General features: G+C 34.5%; 15 protein-coding genes and 1 tRNA gene. 1 reads left to right on the top strand and 15 read right to left on the bottom strand.

All coding sequences use genetic code 11. The annotated features are described in order from the left end of the window. Nucleotides 1-135: 135 nt before the first annotated feature. The 4 genes from GSM_RS00910 to GSM_RS00895 all read right to left on the bottom strand — a co-directional run bounded on the left by GSM_RS00910 (nt 136) and on the right by GSM_RS00895 (nt 3,084). The gene (locus tag GSM_RS00910; protein WP_010077677.1) at nt 136-1,578 is read right to left on the bottom strand and encodes an APC family permease; all 1,443 of its coding nucleotides are present in this window, start codon (nt 1,576-1,578) and stop codon (nt 136-138) included. Nucleotides 1,579-1,741: 163 nt separating this feature from the next. After that, nucleotides 1,742-2,158 (bottom strand): hypothetical protein, encoded by a 417-nt coding sequence (locus tag GSM_RS00905; RefSeq protein WP_003688023.1) that lies wholly within the window; start codon nt 2,156-2,158, stop codon nt 1,742-1,744. 127 nt (nt 2,159-2,285) lie between these two features. After that, on the bottom strand, nt 2,286-2,618 hold the full coding sequence (locus GSM_RS00900) for a hypothetical protein (protein WP_003688024.1): 333 nt from the start codon (nt 2,616-2,618) through the stop codon (nt 2,286-2,288). A 16-nt stretch (nt 2,619-2,634) separates the two neighbouring features. Next, nucleotides 2,635-3,084, bottom strand: coding sequence for a universal stress protein (locus tag GSM_RS00895; protein ID WP_003688026.1), 450 nt, complete (start codon nt 3,082-3,084; stop codon nt 2,635-2,637). A gap of 220 nt (nt 3,085-3,304) precedes the next feature. On the opposite strand from GSM_RS00895, the gene GSM_RS00890 reads away from it, so the two are divergent. Then, nucleotides 3,305-3,388 (top strand) — tRNA-Leu (locus tag GSM_RS00890). Nucleotides 3,389-3,833: 445 nt separating this feature from the next. Here the strand turns inward: GSM_RS00890 and GSM_RS00885 are convergent. The 11 genes from GSM_RS00885 to GSM_RS00835 all read right to left on the bottom strand — a co-directional run bounded on the left by GSM_RS00885 (nt 3,834) and on the right by GSM_RS00835 (nt 16,507). Beyond that, nucleotides 3,834-4,790: a 3'-5' exoribonuclease YhaM family protein gene (locus tag GSM_RS00885; protein WP_003688027.1), complete on the bottom strand. Its 957-nt coding sequence runs from the start codon at nt 4,788-4,790 to the stop codon at nt 3,834-3,836. Between the two features lie 21 nt (nt 4,791-4,811). Next, on the bottom strand, nt 4,812-7,046 hold the full coding sequence (locus tag GSM_RS00880) for an ATP-binding protein (RefSeq protein WP_003688028.1): 2,235 nt from the start codon (nt 7,044-7,046) through the stop codon (nt 4,812-4,814). Next, the gene (locus GSM_RS00875) at nt 7,027-8,238 is read right to left on the bottom strand and encodes a metallophosphoesterase family protein (RefSeq protein ID WP_235720324.1); all 1,212 of its coding nucleotides are present in this window, start codon (nt 8,236-8,238) and stop codon (nt 7,027-7,029) included. Before GSM_RS00875 ends, GSM_RS00880 begins: the two co-directional genes overlap by 20 nt. 167 nt (nt 8,239-8,405) lie before the next feature. Next, complete coding sequence (locus tag GSM_RS00870; protein WP_003688030.1) at nt 8,406-8,744, bottom strand: YlbF family regulator; 339 nt, start codon at nt 8,742-8,744, stop codon at nt 8,406-8,408. 73 nt (nt 8,745-8,817) lie between these two features. Further along, entirely contained in the window at nt 8,818-10,938 is a 2,121-nt protein-coding gene (locus GSM_RS00865) for a PBP1A family penicillin-binding protein (RefSeq protein ID WP_003688031.1), read from the bottom strand. A 108-nt stretch (nt 10,939-11,046) separates the two neighbouring features. Then, on the bottom strand, nt 11,047-11,511 hold the full coding sequence (gene argR / locus GSM_RS00860; RefSeq protein WP_003688032.1) for an arginine repressor: 465 nt from the start codon (nt 11,509-11,511) through the stop codon (nt 11,047-11,049). Between the two features lie 74 nt (nt 11,512-11,585). Beyond that, entirely contained in the window at nt 11,586-12,308 is a 723-nt protein-coding gene (locus tag GSM_RS00855) for a Crp/Fnr family transcriptional regulator (protein WP_003688033.1), read from the bottom strand. A 171-nt stretch (nt 12,309-12,479) separates the two neighbouring features. Further along, on the bottom strand, nt 12,480-13,520 hold the full coding sequence (gene recA, locus GSM_RS00850) for a recombinase RecA (RefSeq protein ID WP_003688034.1): 1,041 nt from the start codon (nt 13,518-13,520) through the stop codon (nt 12,480-12,482). A gap of 100 nt (nt 13,521-13,620) precedes the next feature. Continuing rightward, on the bottom strand, nt 13,621-14,859 hold the full coding sequence (locus GSM_RS00845; protein WP_003688035.1) for a competence/damage-inducible protein A: 1,239 nt from the start codon (nt 14,857-14,859) through the stop codon (nt 13,621-13,623). Nucleotides 14,860-14,951: 92 nt separating this feature from the next. After that, nucleotides 14,952-15,539, bottom strand: a complete 588-nt coding sequence (gene pgsA / locus GSM_RS00840; RefSeq protein WP_003688037.1) for a CDP-diacylglycerol--glycerol-3-phosphate 3-phosphatidyltransferase — start codon at nt 15,537-15,539, stop codon at nt 14,952-14,954. A 47-nt stretch (nt 15,540-15,586) separates the two neighbouring features. Next, nucleotides 15,587-16,507, bottom strand: coding sequence for a helix-turn-helix domain-containing protein (locus GSM_RS00835; RefSeq protein ID WP_003688038.1), 921 nt, complete (start codon nt 16,505-16,507; stop codon nt 15,587-15,589). Nucleotides 16,508-16,525: the final 18 nt, after the last annotated feature.

The raw sequence follows: 16,525 nt of genomic DNA, 5'->3' as shown, positions 1-16,525 counted from the left end.
TAAATATATATGCTTGTTATTGGTAATTTGAAATCGGACGGAAAATTTTGACTTATGAAACATTTTTATATGGAATAAATAAAGGGACTGGATCAAAATATAACTTTTGACCAGCCCCTGTTTTTTATAATAGATTTAGTTTTCTTTGTTCTTCTTTCCTAAATATGAATTTCTAATCCCATACGAAAAATAGATTATCAATCCAATAAAGAACCACAACAGCGCATATAGCTTAGCATCGTTTCCTAATCCCCAAAAAACACCGAAAGCACCAAGAAAGGCTAATGCTGGTAACACTGGATAAAATGGCATTTTAAAACTTGGTTTTGGTAAATCTTTACCCTCACGCGAACGTACAGCGTAAATCCCTACAGAAACGAACATAAATGCGATCAACGTTCCCGCAGAAATCAATTGTGCTAAAAATGCAAATGGAAACAATGCACCAATTACAATACCAATCGTTGAAAGTGTAAGTGTTGCATTATTAGGCAATTTGTCCTTGTTTAACTTTCCTAACCATTTTGGAAGCATACCGTCTCTACCAAATGAGTAAAGTAAACGCGATCCCGCCAACATCATTCCTATTAAAGCTGTAAACATTCCCATAACAGCAATTGTTTGTACGACTGTTGCAACAATTGGGTGTCCGCTTTGACGCAATGCCCAGCCAATTGGTTCAGCATTATTAGCATAGTTAGTATACTTAAACATTCCTACAATTACTAATGACACAACCACAAATAATACAACAGCAATCAAAAGTGAGCCTAAAATTCCACGTGGCATTGTTTTCTGAGGATCCTTCGCTTCAGCTGAATTTGCTGCAATTGAATCAAACCCGATATACGAAAGAAAAATTGCTGAAATTCCGGCATATATTCCTTGCCATCCGCCAAAAGCGGAGCCATCCGCATTTAGATGATACTTAGGAATAAATGGCGAATAATTAGCCTTATGCAAGGCAGTCATTCCGACGATTACAAATAGAATAATTGCAAGAACTTTAAGAACAACCAAAATATTCTCAACACGTGCTGCTCCTGAAACACCTCTTGATAATAAAATAGCAACTATCAAAACTACAACCATGGCTACCAAGTCAATAATTCCGCCCTCAGTCCCAAAAGCATTGGCAAGCTGTTTTGGAAAATTGACACCGAGTGGTTCTACTAATCCGCGAAAATTTGCAGATATCCCAGAGGCTACAAAGGCAACTGCAATGAAATATTCCGCTAAAAGTGCCCATCCTGCAATCCACGCAAAAAACTCACCAAAAACAACATTTATCCATGAATATGCAGAACCTGCAAATGGCATGACAGAAGACATTTCAGCGTATGCAAATGCCACAAGTCCTGCAACAACAGCTGCCAGTAAAAAAGAAATAACAACGGCTGGGCCCGCATGTGTAGCTGCGACCACTCCTGGAAGAGTGAATATTGAGGTAGAAACAATCGTTCCAACACCTAATGCCAAAAAATCTTTGACAGTCAGTACTTGAGACAAATGCGCATCTTTAACTTGATAAACATTTGGATCTTCTTTTAAAAGCAATCTCTTTAAAAATTTTCCCATTAAAACTCCTCCAATAAATTAATAAATAATAAAATTATATCAAGAATATTAGAGAAGTCAACCACTAAACTAATTTTTATTTATCAAAAACTCATTTAATCTTAATAAAAGTAAGTTTGTTTTCCATATTGTTTCTTTTGTTAATATAGAAAAAATATATACCTTAGTTATTAATTAACAATTTTTGCATAAAAATTACTGGCGCTGCTATTATTAAAAAGCAGTGTTTCATAAAGCTCAAAAAAGAATTTAATAAAATATCTCTTGTATCATTTTCTTGAGCTGCTCTTCTTTTTGATCTTTTTAACATCTGGTCAGTCGCATCAGCCTCTTCAGGAGTTTCTGTTTTTTCAACTGTTCTTTTTGTTCGACTCATAGTATCAGCAGTGACATTGACATCTTCTTTCGCTCCAATATGCATCATATTACAAGGGTTTAATAATAAAAAATTGCTAATTAAATAATAATCCAGCACTAGCTTCCAACTAGTTGGAATAACTAATTGTGCCAATGCCAATAAAATAACAAATGATACCAAACTATTAATTAAAATTCTACTATACTTTGCAAAGTTTCCCATTTTCCATTCCTCAATTCATCTTATCCTTCTTGATGCTTAAATTAATATCTCTTATACATAATTTATTTCACTAAAAAAGCTAAGGTTAAGAAAATCACCCCAGCTTTATTTCCTTACTTACCTTTAATTATAACTTTATGAGCTCGGTAAAGACTTTCCGATTTACCAGATTTATATAAATTACTGCAATAGTATACAAGTCTAGAAAATAAATCAATAGTCCCATTGAGCCATACAGCATCATAACAATTGATATCCAAAATAGGCACTGACTCAAAACAGTCCATTTTTTTCTTGTCTTTATCGCATCAACAATTTCTTTATTAGTAGATTCAGTAAGTTCAATTTCCTTACCCTTACTTAATTTATCACGTAGTTTTTTCACCATCAAACCTAACCTAATATTATATGCCATTAATAGTATTAAACTAAATAAAGCAATCATTTCTAGTGTTGACATCATCATTACCTCACTTTCAGCCTACAACCAATACATCACACCTTGCGGCCCTGACAACACCATCTGTCACGGAGCCCACGAATATGCGTCCCACCGCAGACATACCAGTTTTTCCCAAAATAATTAAATCTACTGGGTAATCTTCTAAAAAATCATGGGCAATCACAACTTTTGGAGAACCGAATCTTACATGAACATCAACATGAGAAAGGCCTTCTTCCTTTATAATACTTTTCTTTAGCTTTTCAAGATATTCCTGTACTGCCTCAAAAGTAGAATAAATAATATCACCCGACATGCTGACAATTCCACCAAAGTTATTTGTGAATTGTCTTGTATCAATCACATTCAGGATCTCGATTTTTCCATTATTTCGTTTTGCTACTTCAATTGCCCTTCTTAACGCTTTCTCTGCATTTTTTGAACCATCAACGGGAACTAGAATACTATGATATTTTTGTTCCATTGAGCTCACCCCTTATTCCCTGCAACCATTATAACATCACTATTCCAACTTTTTACTTTAACTAACTGCTTCATTAAGCAATCTTAATCTTCAAGATATAAATGGTTACGTTTTCTTTACTTAATTTTAAATGTTATTCAAATAGTATGCAAGTGTTTCGTTTTTTATCCTTTTATTTAATAGAAGTTTGTTGTATAATATTTTAGTGTTATTGTTTATTGCCCTCGTGGCGGAATTGGCAGACGCGCAGCGTTCAGGTCGCTGTTTGGGTTTCCAAGTACAGGTTCGACTCCTGCCGAGGGCATACTTTATGCATTTTATGCAAACAAAAAAGCCTTAAAACCAACGTTTTAAGACTTTTTTGTTTGCATATTTTCTGTAAGATATCTTATGTTGTATTCTTGTCGCTGTAACCCATTAGCTTCCCTTATTATACCAAAAATATACTTCTTTATAACCCTATCATGCTCCACACTTGATCATTTTTGTGCTTATCATTAAAAATGTTTGCTATGACAAAAAAGCCACATGCTTTGAGTTCCTCACAATTATTAGATAATAAGGCTATCATTGTGGGGCACTTCATAGGAAGTGTGACTTTAATTTTAAGTGCAAAATAACTACAAAGTAACTATGCTATATCATAAACTTACGTAAAGAATCAGCTTTTATTACCTTAACCATTGTGAAATCCCTTTAGAACTCGAATCCATGATCTTCTCATTTAAAAAAATGGTATCCTGAACTAGTTAGTTCTTATCTTCTGTAGAACGATAAAAGTTTCTCCCGTCCATCCCAAAAATTCTTTCAGAAAACGTGCCAGGTTCAGTATGCTCAAGCGTTCCCTTTAACATCTGAATAGAGGCATCCAATTGATCAATTTGATGCAATACTTCGGCCTCTAAAATGTGAGGTTGAACTGGTGATCCATATTCCAATAACCCATGATGTGATAATATCATATGGCGAAGTAAGATCATGTCTTCACTTTCAAGATCAATCTTCAACTTATCAGCTGCTTTAATAATCTGTTCATCAATAAGTACGATATGTCCTAGCAAATTACCTGCTAAAGTATACTGTGTTGCAACGGGGCCAGATAATTCGATTACCTTGCCCAAATCATGCAAGATTGTCCCAGCATACAGCAATGGAGCATTAATATTATCATATTCCTTAACAACAGCATGTGCTAAACGCAACATTGATATTGTGTGAAAGGCAAGCCCTCCCGCAAATGCATGATGATTTTTCTTAGCCGCAGGATAGCTGAAAAATTGATCGTGATATTCAGTCAAAAGGTATCTTACAATCCGATTCCAATTTGCATTTGTAATTTCAAAAAGCGTAGCATTAAACTCATCTTCCATGTCATCCACAGAAACAGGAGCCTTTTTTACAAACGAATTGACATTATTCGGTTCTTGTTCATTTGCCAAGCGCATCTTAAATATTTTAACCTGAGGATTTCCTTGGTAAACTTCCCGCTTACCCTTAACAAAAACTATTTTTCCTGGTACAAATGATGCAATATCATTATCAGATGCATCCCAAAACTTTGCACTTATTTCACCCGAACTATCGGCAAACATAAAAGCAATAAATTTATTACCATTCTTTGCAATCCGGACATCTGCAGACTTTATCAGCATGAATAATTCCATACTTTCGTCCACTGCATAGTCATATATTTTATTTTGACTCAAACTTAATCCTCCTTTTATTTTCTAAATAACCAAAATTCCTTCGTTACTTACCTTATCACATATGGCAGAAATATCGACTGTAAAACATAATATTTGTGTTTCAGTACTGATTTCTAACAATAAATCAATAATTTGGAACTTACGCTTTCTGTCAAAATTTACGAATCCATCATCTATTATAATTGGCAACCCAATTTTTTTGTTGAAAGTAACTACAAATGCTAGTCTCATCGATAGGTATAATTGTTCTGCCGTCGCTCTTGATAGTTCTGTAACCTTAAAACTTTGATTATCGCTGGTCTGCAAAATAAATTGGCTTTCTTTTAAAATAATACTAGTAAAATGCCCCCTAGTTAATCTTTCAAAAAAATTGGTGGCAAGATTAATTACCTGTGGCAATCTATTTTTGGATAACTTACCTAAGTAATCATCCAGCCATCTGTCAGTAAGAGACAATGCTAACCATTCTTCAATCTTTGTATTAATCTGTGCTCTTTGATTTGCTGCCTCCTGCTGTAAGACAGCTATCTCATTTGAATCCCCGATTTTTTCCAATTGAATTTTATAATTTATGACAAGTTCAAGCCGCTTATCATAATCATCCTTTTTCAACTTAAATTCATTACTAACATAATCTTTCTCTTCTTCAATCTCATTTTGGCTCGAATACTTTTTCAATTTTCCAATTACACTGCTTGGAATTTGTGATTTCAAACCATGCAACTTGCTTTCTGTTTCAATCTGATTTTGCTGTTGAAAGTATGTATTCCTCAGAACTGTAAAGTTATCATATCCAAATTCTTTGAGTTGAGTATCAAGTTGGATTTGTTCCTGCCTTAATTTAGATAGTTTATCATTTTGCTCTTGAATCAAAAATCTTTTTTTTGCCTCGTACTCGTCCTTATGATTTTGTTGTTCTTTAATTTGATTTTGAAAATTCAAGATTTTTTTTAAATTCTCTGGATAATCAGTGGAAAGTCCCAATTCTTCTTTACAAAAATCAAAATTGTTCTGCCTTGAAATCTGCTCAAGCCTACTATCAGGTTTATTATCTGAATTTTTTTTGATTGTTTTGCTAAAACCATATATTCCAACAATAATGCCTATCAATCCAATACTTTTTATTACTACGTTGGAAACAAAAAACAATATTAAAATCGATATTCCAAGTATCCCAAAAAACATCAGATTATTTTCACTATTTTTTGACTTTTTATTTCTCCTACTTAATATTTTGGTATTATCCGTCGCCTGTTTGGACTGATTTCTTGAAGAACTTAATGATACAAATAATTTATCAAAATCATCTTTATTTCGTAAATAAAAATCTAATTCTGCAAAATTTTTTTCTTCTAATTGTGATTTTACATGTGCCATTTGTTTTTCTAAGCTGTTAAGTGTCTCTTCAATTGCATTGATTTTATTATTTTGAAGCTGTATTTGTTCAAATACTGCCAGTGTAATTTTTGCCTTATTACCTGTAACCATTTTTGAGGTACTCAACATCTCTTGATATGAATCCCATGAAGAGATTAGCTGCTGCAGCTCTAATACTTTCTGTTCATATTGTCCTTTTTCCTGTTGAAACAGTGAATTTTGCTCCTGCAACTCGACAATTTTCTCTTCAAGCTGCTTGGACTCGTCCATTCTATTAATTAAATGTTGTAAGTTTTTTTGCTGCCTATCATAGTCTTTGAGCATAACATTAATTTTAGGGACTCTGCCATTAGGTTTATATAATTCTCCAGCTGCCTTCAAAAACTTCTTTTGCATTTCAAAGATTTCTTGACTGCCACTGGTTGCAATGCTGTAAAAATTTCTCTCGAGTTCATTAGGCTTTAAATCCAATATTGCACGTAAACCAGTTTGATTTACAGCATAAATTTCATTGAATAGCTGTTTATCGATTCCTGATAACCATTTCTTTAATATACTTTCTGGAATTTTTTCATCATTTTGTTTGTTTACTATTGATAAATTATTGCCTTTATCACTGTTGATGCGCTCAATCAAATACTTTTGCCCATGTTGTAAAACTACTAAATTGCCACCATAGATACTACCTTTTTTGGGTACATAACTCTCATTTTTTTCTCGTTTAGTTGGGAATCCAAATAAAATTGAGCTAATAAATGACATGAATGTAGACTTACCGGACTCGTTTTCCCCCGTAACAACTTGAAAATCATTTGAAATATCAAAATGACGATCAACAAAGCGACCATATCCGTAAATGTTAGCTTCTAAAATCTTCATAGTCATCAACATCCTCAATCAAATTTAACTTTGCTTTTTCTAAAATTTCCTTGGTTACATCTTCATTTTTAAAATGATCATCAATGAATTCAAAATTCTTTAATTTACCTAATAGATCACTAATTACTTCTTTATTAAAAACATCATCTTTAACTTTTTCCAAAATTTCTTGGTCTAGGCGAATAGTTTCGGCAACTGTAACTATTTCATAATTTATTTTTCGAATGAAAACTTCTTTGTTTACACTTCTTCTTAAAGTACGCAAAAGATATTCATTTTGAATATTTGCCAACAATTCAGTATTTTTTGCATTTATTTTCAAATTAATACTAATCACTGTCAATTTGTTATTTCCACTTGTTTTATGCTCTATATCTTGGATTAATTCAGCCTCTACGTCCTCATACATCTGAACTTTTGAAATACTCTTATCTATATTTTCCCATTTAAGCCCATCGATTTTCCTAAATTCAGGACAAAGCCGCCCATCGATTTCTCCAACCATGTAGAAACCTTTTGCTCCAACTTCCTTATTATTTCTACCTTGAAGCGAGCCAGCATATATAATTGGTGGTTTTTCATTAAGGATGCGTCGACTATGAATATGTCCCAAAGCCCAGTAATCATAATTTTTACTTAACAACTCATTCAGTCTAAATGGTGCATAATTTTGTAAACTGTCGTCCTCCACAGCAGCACCATGCAACATGCCAATGTGCCATTTCACATCAAGATGTTGGGGATAGTTCGCAATCTCACTTTTTACCCATCGTTCACCATAGCTGAATCCAGTTACAGCAATTTCGTCATTTCCAATTATTATTTTTTTAGTTGTTACCTGATTGGGAAAAATATAAACATTTTCGGGAAAATAAAAATTAACTTTATCTAAATTTTGAAAATCATGATTTCCGAATGCTATGAATACATAAATATTATGATTTTGTAGTTCTTCAAACAAGCTTTTAAGCTTAAGCTGCAAGGATAAATTAATTTGATGTCCATCGAAAATATCACCCGCAAATATTATAAAATCAACTTTCTCTGCTACAGCCACAGCAATCACTTTTGTGAGTGCTCTTATTCCAGAATTTATCAAGACTTTCAATTGTGAATCATCGATACCATCTAGGCCTTCAAAGGAACTGCCCAGATGTAAATCGGCACAATGAATAAATTTCAAATTAATCACCTCTTAATTTCAAACAATAAAAAGGGGTAGGTTCAAAATTTATATTTTGTCCTATCCCCTCCGTTGATTACATATAAATTCGTTCCACAAATCAAAATTCTTCGTCTAACTTCAAGTTAGTCACAACAAAATAACACCTTGCCTGTAGTTTTAGTCAATATCCACATTTATCCTTGATATAACTCGCTTACTGGTTTGAACATGATTTGATTAATTTCATCAATCAATTGTGCTAACGCTCTTTCTTTATTCATCAAATTCATGATCACTTCGACTTTTTCAACTTGTTCTCCCAATTCCTTAATATCATTAAGGTCAGATTCTTGAATATTTCCCTGTACCTGTTTATTCTGAAAATCAATTTGAGCTTTTTGAAATTCTTTAAATTGTTGATAAGCACTTTCATCTGCTTTAACTACATCATACGCAGCCTTTAAATCCTTGTATTCCTGTGTACTTCTTAAGTCCTTTTCTAATTGATTTGCCGAATCATATATATTGATCACAATATAGCCCCCTTTATTAGTATCCATGCCAATTGTACCATTTTAGTTCCTCAGAACTCCACATTTTAATAGTCTAATTTCCAAACCATTGTTGGATTTTTTCTTTTCCTTCACTAAATAATCCACTGGCTTTCTCTTTTAAACTATTGGCAGACTTAGAAACACTTTCTCCCGCATCTTTTAAACCATTCCAGATACTGTTTGCAGAACTGCTACTCTTTGTATTCGCAAGCCTAGTAGCAGCACTCTTGACTGAAAATGATGTTTTAGCAGTATATGGCAAAATATTCTCCATTTCATTCTTGAATAATGCCGACCCTCCGCGAACACCTTCATTATCAAGACTGTACTTTGCTGAGTCAAAACCGACCCATGTTGCTACAACAACATCAGGAGTATACCCAATGTACCAATGATCCTTATCACTTGTGGCCGTCCCAGAATCTGCCTTTGTTGTTCCCGTTTTACCAGCAATCGTGTAACCATAAGGTTTTGCATTTACCCCAGTTCCATCATTAAATACATCAATCATCATGCTTGTCATTTCGTTTGCTGTCTTCTTACTGATTATACGTTTTGAAGAGACCTTATTATTTACAATTGTTTTCCCAGAAGCATCTACAATTTTTGTAATCAAATACGGTGAGGTTTTTACGCCACCATTGGCAAATGTTGTGTACGCCTCGGCCATCTGGTATGGAGACACGCCTTTAGTCAGTCCCCCCAAGGCAAGGCTCAAATTGTCATCGCTTTTTGAGACATTTAAGCCGAATTTTTTCACCATATTATATCCATTCTGAACGCCTATCTTATTTAACAACCAAACTGTCGCAGCATTCTTACTTTCAGCAAGTGCCTTGTACATCATAATATTACCTGCATAATCATCATCTATATTGTGTGGAGTATATTTATTTGTCCCATAAGAACGTAATTTATCTTTCAATATAGAATCATAATGGTATCCTGATTCCAATGCCGGTGTATATACGGCAATCGGTTTAATTGTAGAACCAGGTGAGCGAATCAACTGTGTTGCCCTATTATATCCACGGAAAACATGGGACCCTTCCCTACCACCAACAAGTGCCAGTACACCTCCGGTTTTTGGGTCAATCGCGATTGAAGAGCCTTGTGCCTTAGTACCATCGCTTGCATTGTATGGAAATAGTGTTGAATTAGCAAAACTGTTTTGCATTTTTGTCTGATATGTCTGGTTCAATGAAGTATAAATCTTATATCCGCCATTCATAATTTCGGTTTCACTCAATCCATACCTGCTAATTGCTTCACTAATTACTGCATCAAAATAGTATGGATACTTATAACCAGATTCGTATTGATAATTGTCATGAACAGTCATCGCAACCTGCTTATACTGTTTTGCTTGAGCTTCTGTGATCTTTTTATTTTCGACCATCAGCCCCAGAACAACATTTCGTCGGTCTGTCGCATTTGTTAGATGATCAATCGGATTATATTTCGTTGGATTGGTAAGCATTCCTGCTAAGGTAGCAGCTTGCCCCACAGTAACATTTTTAGCCGAAACACCAAAATATTTTTCTGCAGCATCTTGCACACCCCAGACGCCATTTCCAAAATAGGCGCTGTTTAAATACATCTCTAAAATTTCTTTTTTGCTATACTCATTTTCAACCTGCATCGAGATAAAAATCTCTTTTGCTTTACGTGAAAAAGTCTGTTCTTGTGACAGGAACGCATTCTTGACTAATTGTTGTGTAAGTGTACTACCTCCACCGCTAATATAATTTCTGCCTAATATCTTATTTTTTAATAACAATAAGGACGCACGTCCGATACCCTTGAACGAAAAACCATACTCGTGATAAAAGTTCCGATCTTCAGTTGACAAAACAGCATCAGTAATATTGGACGAAATATTATCCATATCCACCCACGTGCCCTTTTGAGAGTACAAATATCCTGCTTTGTTACCCGAGTGGTCATATATCTCTGTCGTTTGTTCCAACTCATCTTTCAAATTTCCAACATTTGCAGTCTTAGCAATAAAGACCAAGTAAATACTCATTATCAAAAATAACGCTAAACAAACGATGATTAGCCAGCGAATTAACTGATATCTTCTAATTTTATTTTTTAACCATTTACCAAATTTTTTGAAGAAGTACTTCACTTTACTCAACAAATTTTCTAAAAAAGAACCATTTCCCATTGTTTTAATCCAATCCTTTTACAAGTATTTCTATGATTTTATCATACTTGTAAATAATGCTCATTTTTGAAACAAAAGCGTTAAAAATAATTAAAAATTGCTTTACTCTCATGATCTTCCAATTCTCAAATATTTATTGAATAAGTCATTCATGATTTTAGCGTCTTCCTTGTTCTTACTGATAACCAAAATAGTATCATATCCGGCAATTGTTCCAACTACCTCTTCTTTTTTAAGATCATCAATAATTGCAGATAAAACATTGGCGGTTCTAGGCAATGTATGTACAACATTCATTGTTTGTACCAATGTAACATCTGTCACCGAATCAGAAATTGCAGCATACATCTTCTCTTCTTCAGAAGGTGAGTTTCCTTTGAAAATAGTATACCGGATACGTCCACTCCCATTTGGTTCTTTAATAATTCTCATTTCTCTTATATCTCTTGAAATAGTTGCCTGTGTTGCCTTGATACCCTCCTGAGCTAGGACATCCATTAATTCTTCTTGGGTTCCAATCTCATTTTGTGTGATTAATTGTTCGATTTTAGCCTGTCTAACTTCTTTTTTCATATTAACTAACCTCATAAATTCATTTTGGTTTCATTATAGCAAAAAAAGTCTATCACTTCGAATCTTATCCCACATTATAAATAGTCTTTATATTTCCTAGAAAAAGAATACGTAAGCCGTTCCTTCCCAGCTGTACCAACTAATAAATTTTCATTTCTCAACATTCTATAGGTTTTTCCTACAGTCTCTCGTGTAGTTCCAGCAAGATTAGCAAGTTTCGTCTGCGTTAACCACCTAGGAATAACATATTCAAAAGATTCATTTATCATACCGAATTTTTTGCTCATATGTTGTAACATCAAAATAACCCTCATCTGTGGTTGAGCATACGAATTTATCATATTACATTTTAAGAAATCAGCAATAATATTACTTTTTTTGTCATCCAAAAAATTCTCAATTGCGATATCGTTATGAACCATTTTTTCAAAATCATTTTTCGTTATTGCTACAATTGTTATATCTGTACAGGCTACCAGATTAAAATTTCTTAAGGTACTTTTCAAAATCATCGAAAACGGCAAGAATTCATTCTTCCCCAAGAAGAATGATCCTTCAGCCTCCCCATTGCAACTATACACATTTATATTAACTATTCCTTGTGTCAAAAAAAAGAATCTTTGTTTCCTGTTGCTATCAAATATTAATCTCTCACCACGTTTATACCGTAATACCACTGATTTTTCTAAAATTGAAAGTACTCTTGCTTCTTCAAATAACGAAAATAATTCCTTTTTCCTTAACTCACAAAGCACCAAGCTTAAATTATCCTGTTGCATAAGCCCCTGATTTTCCATATTATCCCCCCTTATATAGATTATATTCTATTATATTAAATAAAAATATATATTTATTTAATATAATAACTATTACTTTGCATATAACTACGCAAAAAAAGAAATTTAGCATATTATCCATCAAGAATGAATAGTACGTTAAATTCCTTTTGACTTTCTTATTTTATTGATTTATTCATTATCCAGTGGTAGTTCAGTTGAAATTTCAGCAGTTTCTCCTTCATCTGCAATTCCATATGCCTGTCTTACTTTCAACATAATTTCGTGCATAACTTCAGGGTTATCTGCTAAATATTGTTTTGCATTCTCTCTGCCTTGACCAATTCGATCTTCACCATAAGAATACCAAGAACCACTTTTCTTAATAATATCTTTTTCAACTGCCATATCAACAAGCTCACCAGTTTTTGAAATTCCTTCACCGTACATAATGTCAACTTCCGCACGTTTAAAGGGTGGAGCAACCTTGTTCTTTACAACTTTTATTTTTACACGGTTACCTATAATTTCAGTTCCATCTTTTATCTGTTCAGCTCTCCTGACTTCCAGACGAACAGTTGAATAAAACTTAAGTGCACGACCACCCGGTGTAATTTCTGGATTACCAAACATAACTCCGACTTTTTCACGAATTTGGTTAATAAAAATCGCAATCGTTTTTGTTTTGTTAATAGTCCCAGACAATTTACGTAACGCTTGTGACATCAATCTTGCTTGTAAGCCAACATGAGCATCACCCATTTCGCCTTCAATTTCAGCACGGGGAACCAAAGCTGCAACAGAATCGATAACGACAATGTCAATCGCACCTGAAGAAACAAGTGCGTCCGCAATCTCTAATCCTTGTTCACCAGTATCTGGCTGTGAAAGAAGCAATTCATCAATATTGACACCTAGCTTTGTCGCATAAGCTGGATCCAACGCATTCTCAGCATCAATATACGCTGCCACACCGCCATTACTTTGAACTTCGGCAACAGCATGAAGTGCCACTGTCGTTTTACCTGAGCTTTCAGGTCCGTAGACTTCAACGATTCTCCCACGAGGATATCCGCCGACGCCAAGAGCTTCATCAAGTGCAAGTGAGCCACTTGAAACTGTTGAAATTTGTGTATCGGCCTTTTCGCCCATACGCATAATCGATCCCTTGCCAAAATTCTTTTCTATCTTTTTCAACGCAGCATCAAGAGCTGCTTGTCGTTCATCAGCCAAATTTACTCCTCCTAATAATACCGTATAAACAATTCTTTACAGTCTTATAATACAGATTAATTCTAAAAAAAGCAAGCCAAAAACGAACAAAAGTTCGATATTAAAGAGACCTTCTTATGTAATCAAGACCAGATAATACCGCTCTTTCTCTTATAAAATAGCGATTACTTGAGAAATGATATAACTTTGCAGTTGTTTTCTGACCTTTCATTGCAAGACCTATCCAAACCGTTCCAACTGGTTGTCCTTCTAATTCTGTGGGACCCGCAACTCCGGTAAAGGAAATTCCAATATCTGTTCCAAGTTTTTCTCTTACAGAATCAGCCATTTCTTTGGCTGTTTGTTCACTCACAGCTCCTTCATTTTCTAATGTCTCATGAGAAACACCTAACAAATGTTCCTTAGTTTGGTTTGAATAAGTGACTACTCCACCATAAAACACAGTTGAAACACCAGGAACACTTCCTAGAGTAGATTGAAATTTACCAGCAGTGAGACTCTCTGCAGCTGCAATTGTCAGTTTGCTTTTTTTTAATTGATCCACTACAACTGCGACCAAACTATTATCGTCGCCGTATCCATACATAAATTCACCAACACGTTCATTTATCTCGTTCTCTAGTTCATCTAACATTTTTTTAGCAACAGCTTCTGTTTCACTACTTGCCGTTAACCTCAAAGTAACCTCGCTGGTTTTTGCATATGGTGCAATCGTCGGATTAGATTGTCCATCAATTAAATCAGCTAATTTTGTAACCAACATTGACTCACCTATTCCGAAAAAGCGTAATACTCTTGAAAATAATCGATGATCATTAAAATAAGTCTCTTGCAGTCTTGGCTGTGCTTGATGAGCGAACATTGGTTTCATTTCACTAGGCGGACCAGGCAACAACAAAAAATCCGTTCCATTTGCATTCTTAAAATAATTTCCTACTGCAAATCCAGTTTCGTTTTTTAAAGCAATAGAATCTTGAATATAAAGTGCTTGTATTTTGTTGTTCTCAGTCATTGTTTTTCCAGTTTCAGCATAATAGCGCGTAATTTTAGCCATCGCTGCTTCATCTTCAACAAGATCTTTTCCTAAAAACTCTGCAACAGTTTGTTTTGTTAAATCATCTTTTGTCGGTCCAAGCCCTCCTATCAAAATTACAAGCTCACTCCTAGAGGCAGCCCTCTTAACCTCACCTAAAAGACGTCCTTCATTATCTCCAACTACAGATTCAAAATAAACATCAATCCCCATGTCTGCCAACCTTTTTGCAACAAAAGTAGCATTAGTATTAACAATCTGTCCTAAGAGAATCTCTGTTCCAACCGCGATTATTTCTGCATGCATTATTAAATGCCTCCCACTAAATTGTATACACGCAAAATTTTAAAAAAACAACCAATCTTTGTATTCAACAATACAGGATTAGTTGTTATTGACTATTTATCAAATGAATCCGCAAATATTTCCCTACTATTCACAAAATATTCGATACCTGAATATACGGTAAAGAATAAACAAATATATAACAAAATTTCCCCAACAGGAATACCTATAGCCGCAAAAAATATGTTATTCAAAAACAGAAAAATAATTGATAACATTTGGGTCGTCGTTTTAATTTTTCCAGGCATTGCAGCTGCAATAACCTTACCATCATTCTCAACAACGATTAAGCGTAGCCCAGTAACGGCAAGCTCACGGCAAACAATTATCGCTGCCACCCATGCAGGTACCTTACCAATTGAAACTAAAATAATAAAAGCTGTCATCACAAGCATTTTATCGGCCAAAGGATCAGCAAATTTACCAAAATTTGTTACCAAATGCTGTTTGCGAGCAATCTGTCCATCAGCAAAGTCTGTAATTGAGGCAACTGCAAAAATTATTGCACCTAAAATCTGTGTGGTAGGAATCATTGCACCGCCAATTGAAGCTGTTCCCCAGTCAAGTGGCAGTAACAAAATTAACATAAAAATTGGAATTAAAATAATACGTATCACCGTAAGTTTATTTGGTAAATTCATTAGAAAACAGGCCTCTCAATCCTTTTTTATACTAGTACTTTAAAATACTAGTCCTCTAAATTAATTGTAATCGTCCTAACTGTCAAAGAACTGTTGTCCTTCTTATAATTAAACTTCTTACCATTAATTGTCAGTGTAGTAGCTTCAGAATTTCCCAAGTTAATAGTAATTGCTGTTGTTCCACTTGGTAAGCTAACTTCATGACTTTCCCCACTGCTTAAAGTTCCTTGCCATTGCTGTGTGCCGTTTGAAGATACCGCACTCCAAGCCTTGCTGCCATCAACTGCAAATTTAACGGTGTTTGTACTTGCAGGTTTAGTCATCGTATATACAAATTTCGACCCACTGCTTGAAGCTAAACTAATTTTTGACTTGCTGCTCTTCTCTTTTTTTGTCTTCGAACTACTCGACTTCTTAGAATTCTTTGAAGATGACTTCTTACTTTCGCTCGAAGATGATGAACTTGAACTTGAAGTTGAACTTGAACTTGACTTCGAATCCTTTTGTGAAGAAACAGAAACCTTCGAACTGCTCTCAATTTGCTGTGTTTGTGCATCCTCTTGATGCTTACTCCATGCAACATAATAAATAGACCCCAGTATCACTACCACTACCGCAACAACAATGATAGTGGGAAGATAGCCTAAAAAGCGATTAACCTTATTGGATTTCTGGATACTCTCGCGAGTAACCTCGCTTCGGGTTTTTGCAGTCTTCTCGACCGCGTCACTAGCTGTTGCCTTTTGGCTTTCAAATGCACTTAAAAATTCTGTTGGATCTACATCAACACATTCTGCATACTGCTTAATAAACGCTTTGACATAAAAATCTCCTGGTAATGCTTCAAAACGTTCATCTTCAATTGCAATCAAGTATCTCTTTTGAATTTTTGTGATTTGTTGTAAATCATCTAAGGTATATCCCTTTTCAATTCTTGCAGCTTGTAAACTTTTTCCAATTTCAACCATTTTTAACTCTCCAATATT

It is taken from the genome of Liquorilactobacillus mali KCTC 3596 = DSM 20444 (assembly GCF_000260415.1).
Taxonomy (GTDB): Bacteria; Bacillota; Bacilli; order Lactobacillales; family Lactobacillaceae; genus Liquorilactobacillus; species Liquorilactobacillus mali.
The sequence above is the reverse complement of the archived record's forward strand: the minus strand, read 5'-3'. Positions and strand labels throughout refer to the sequence as shown.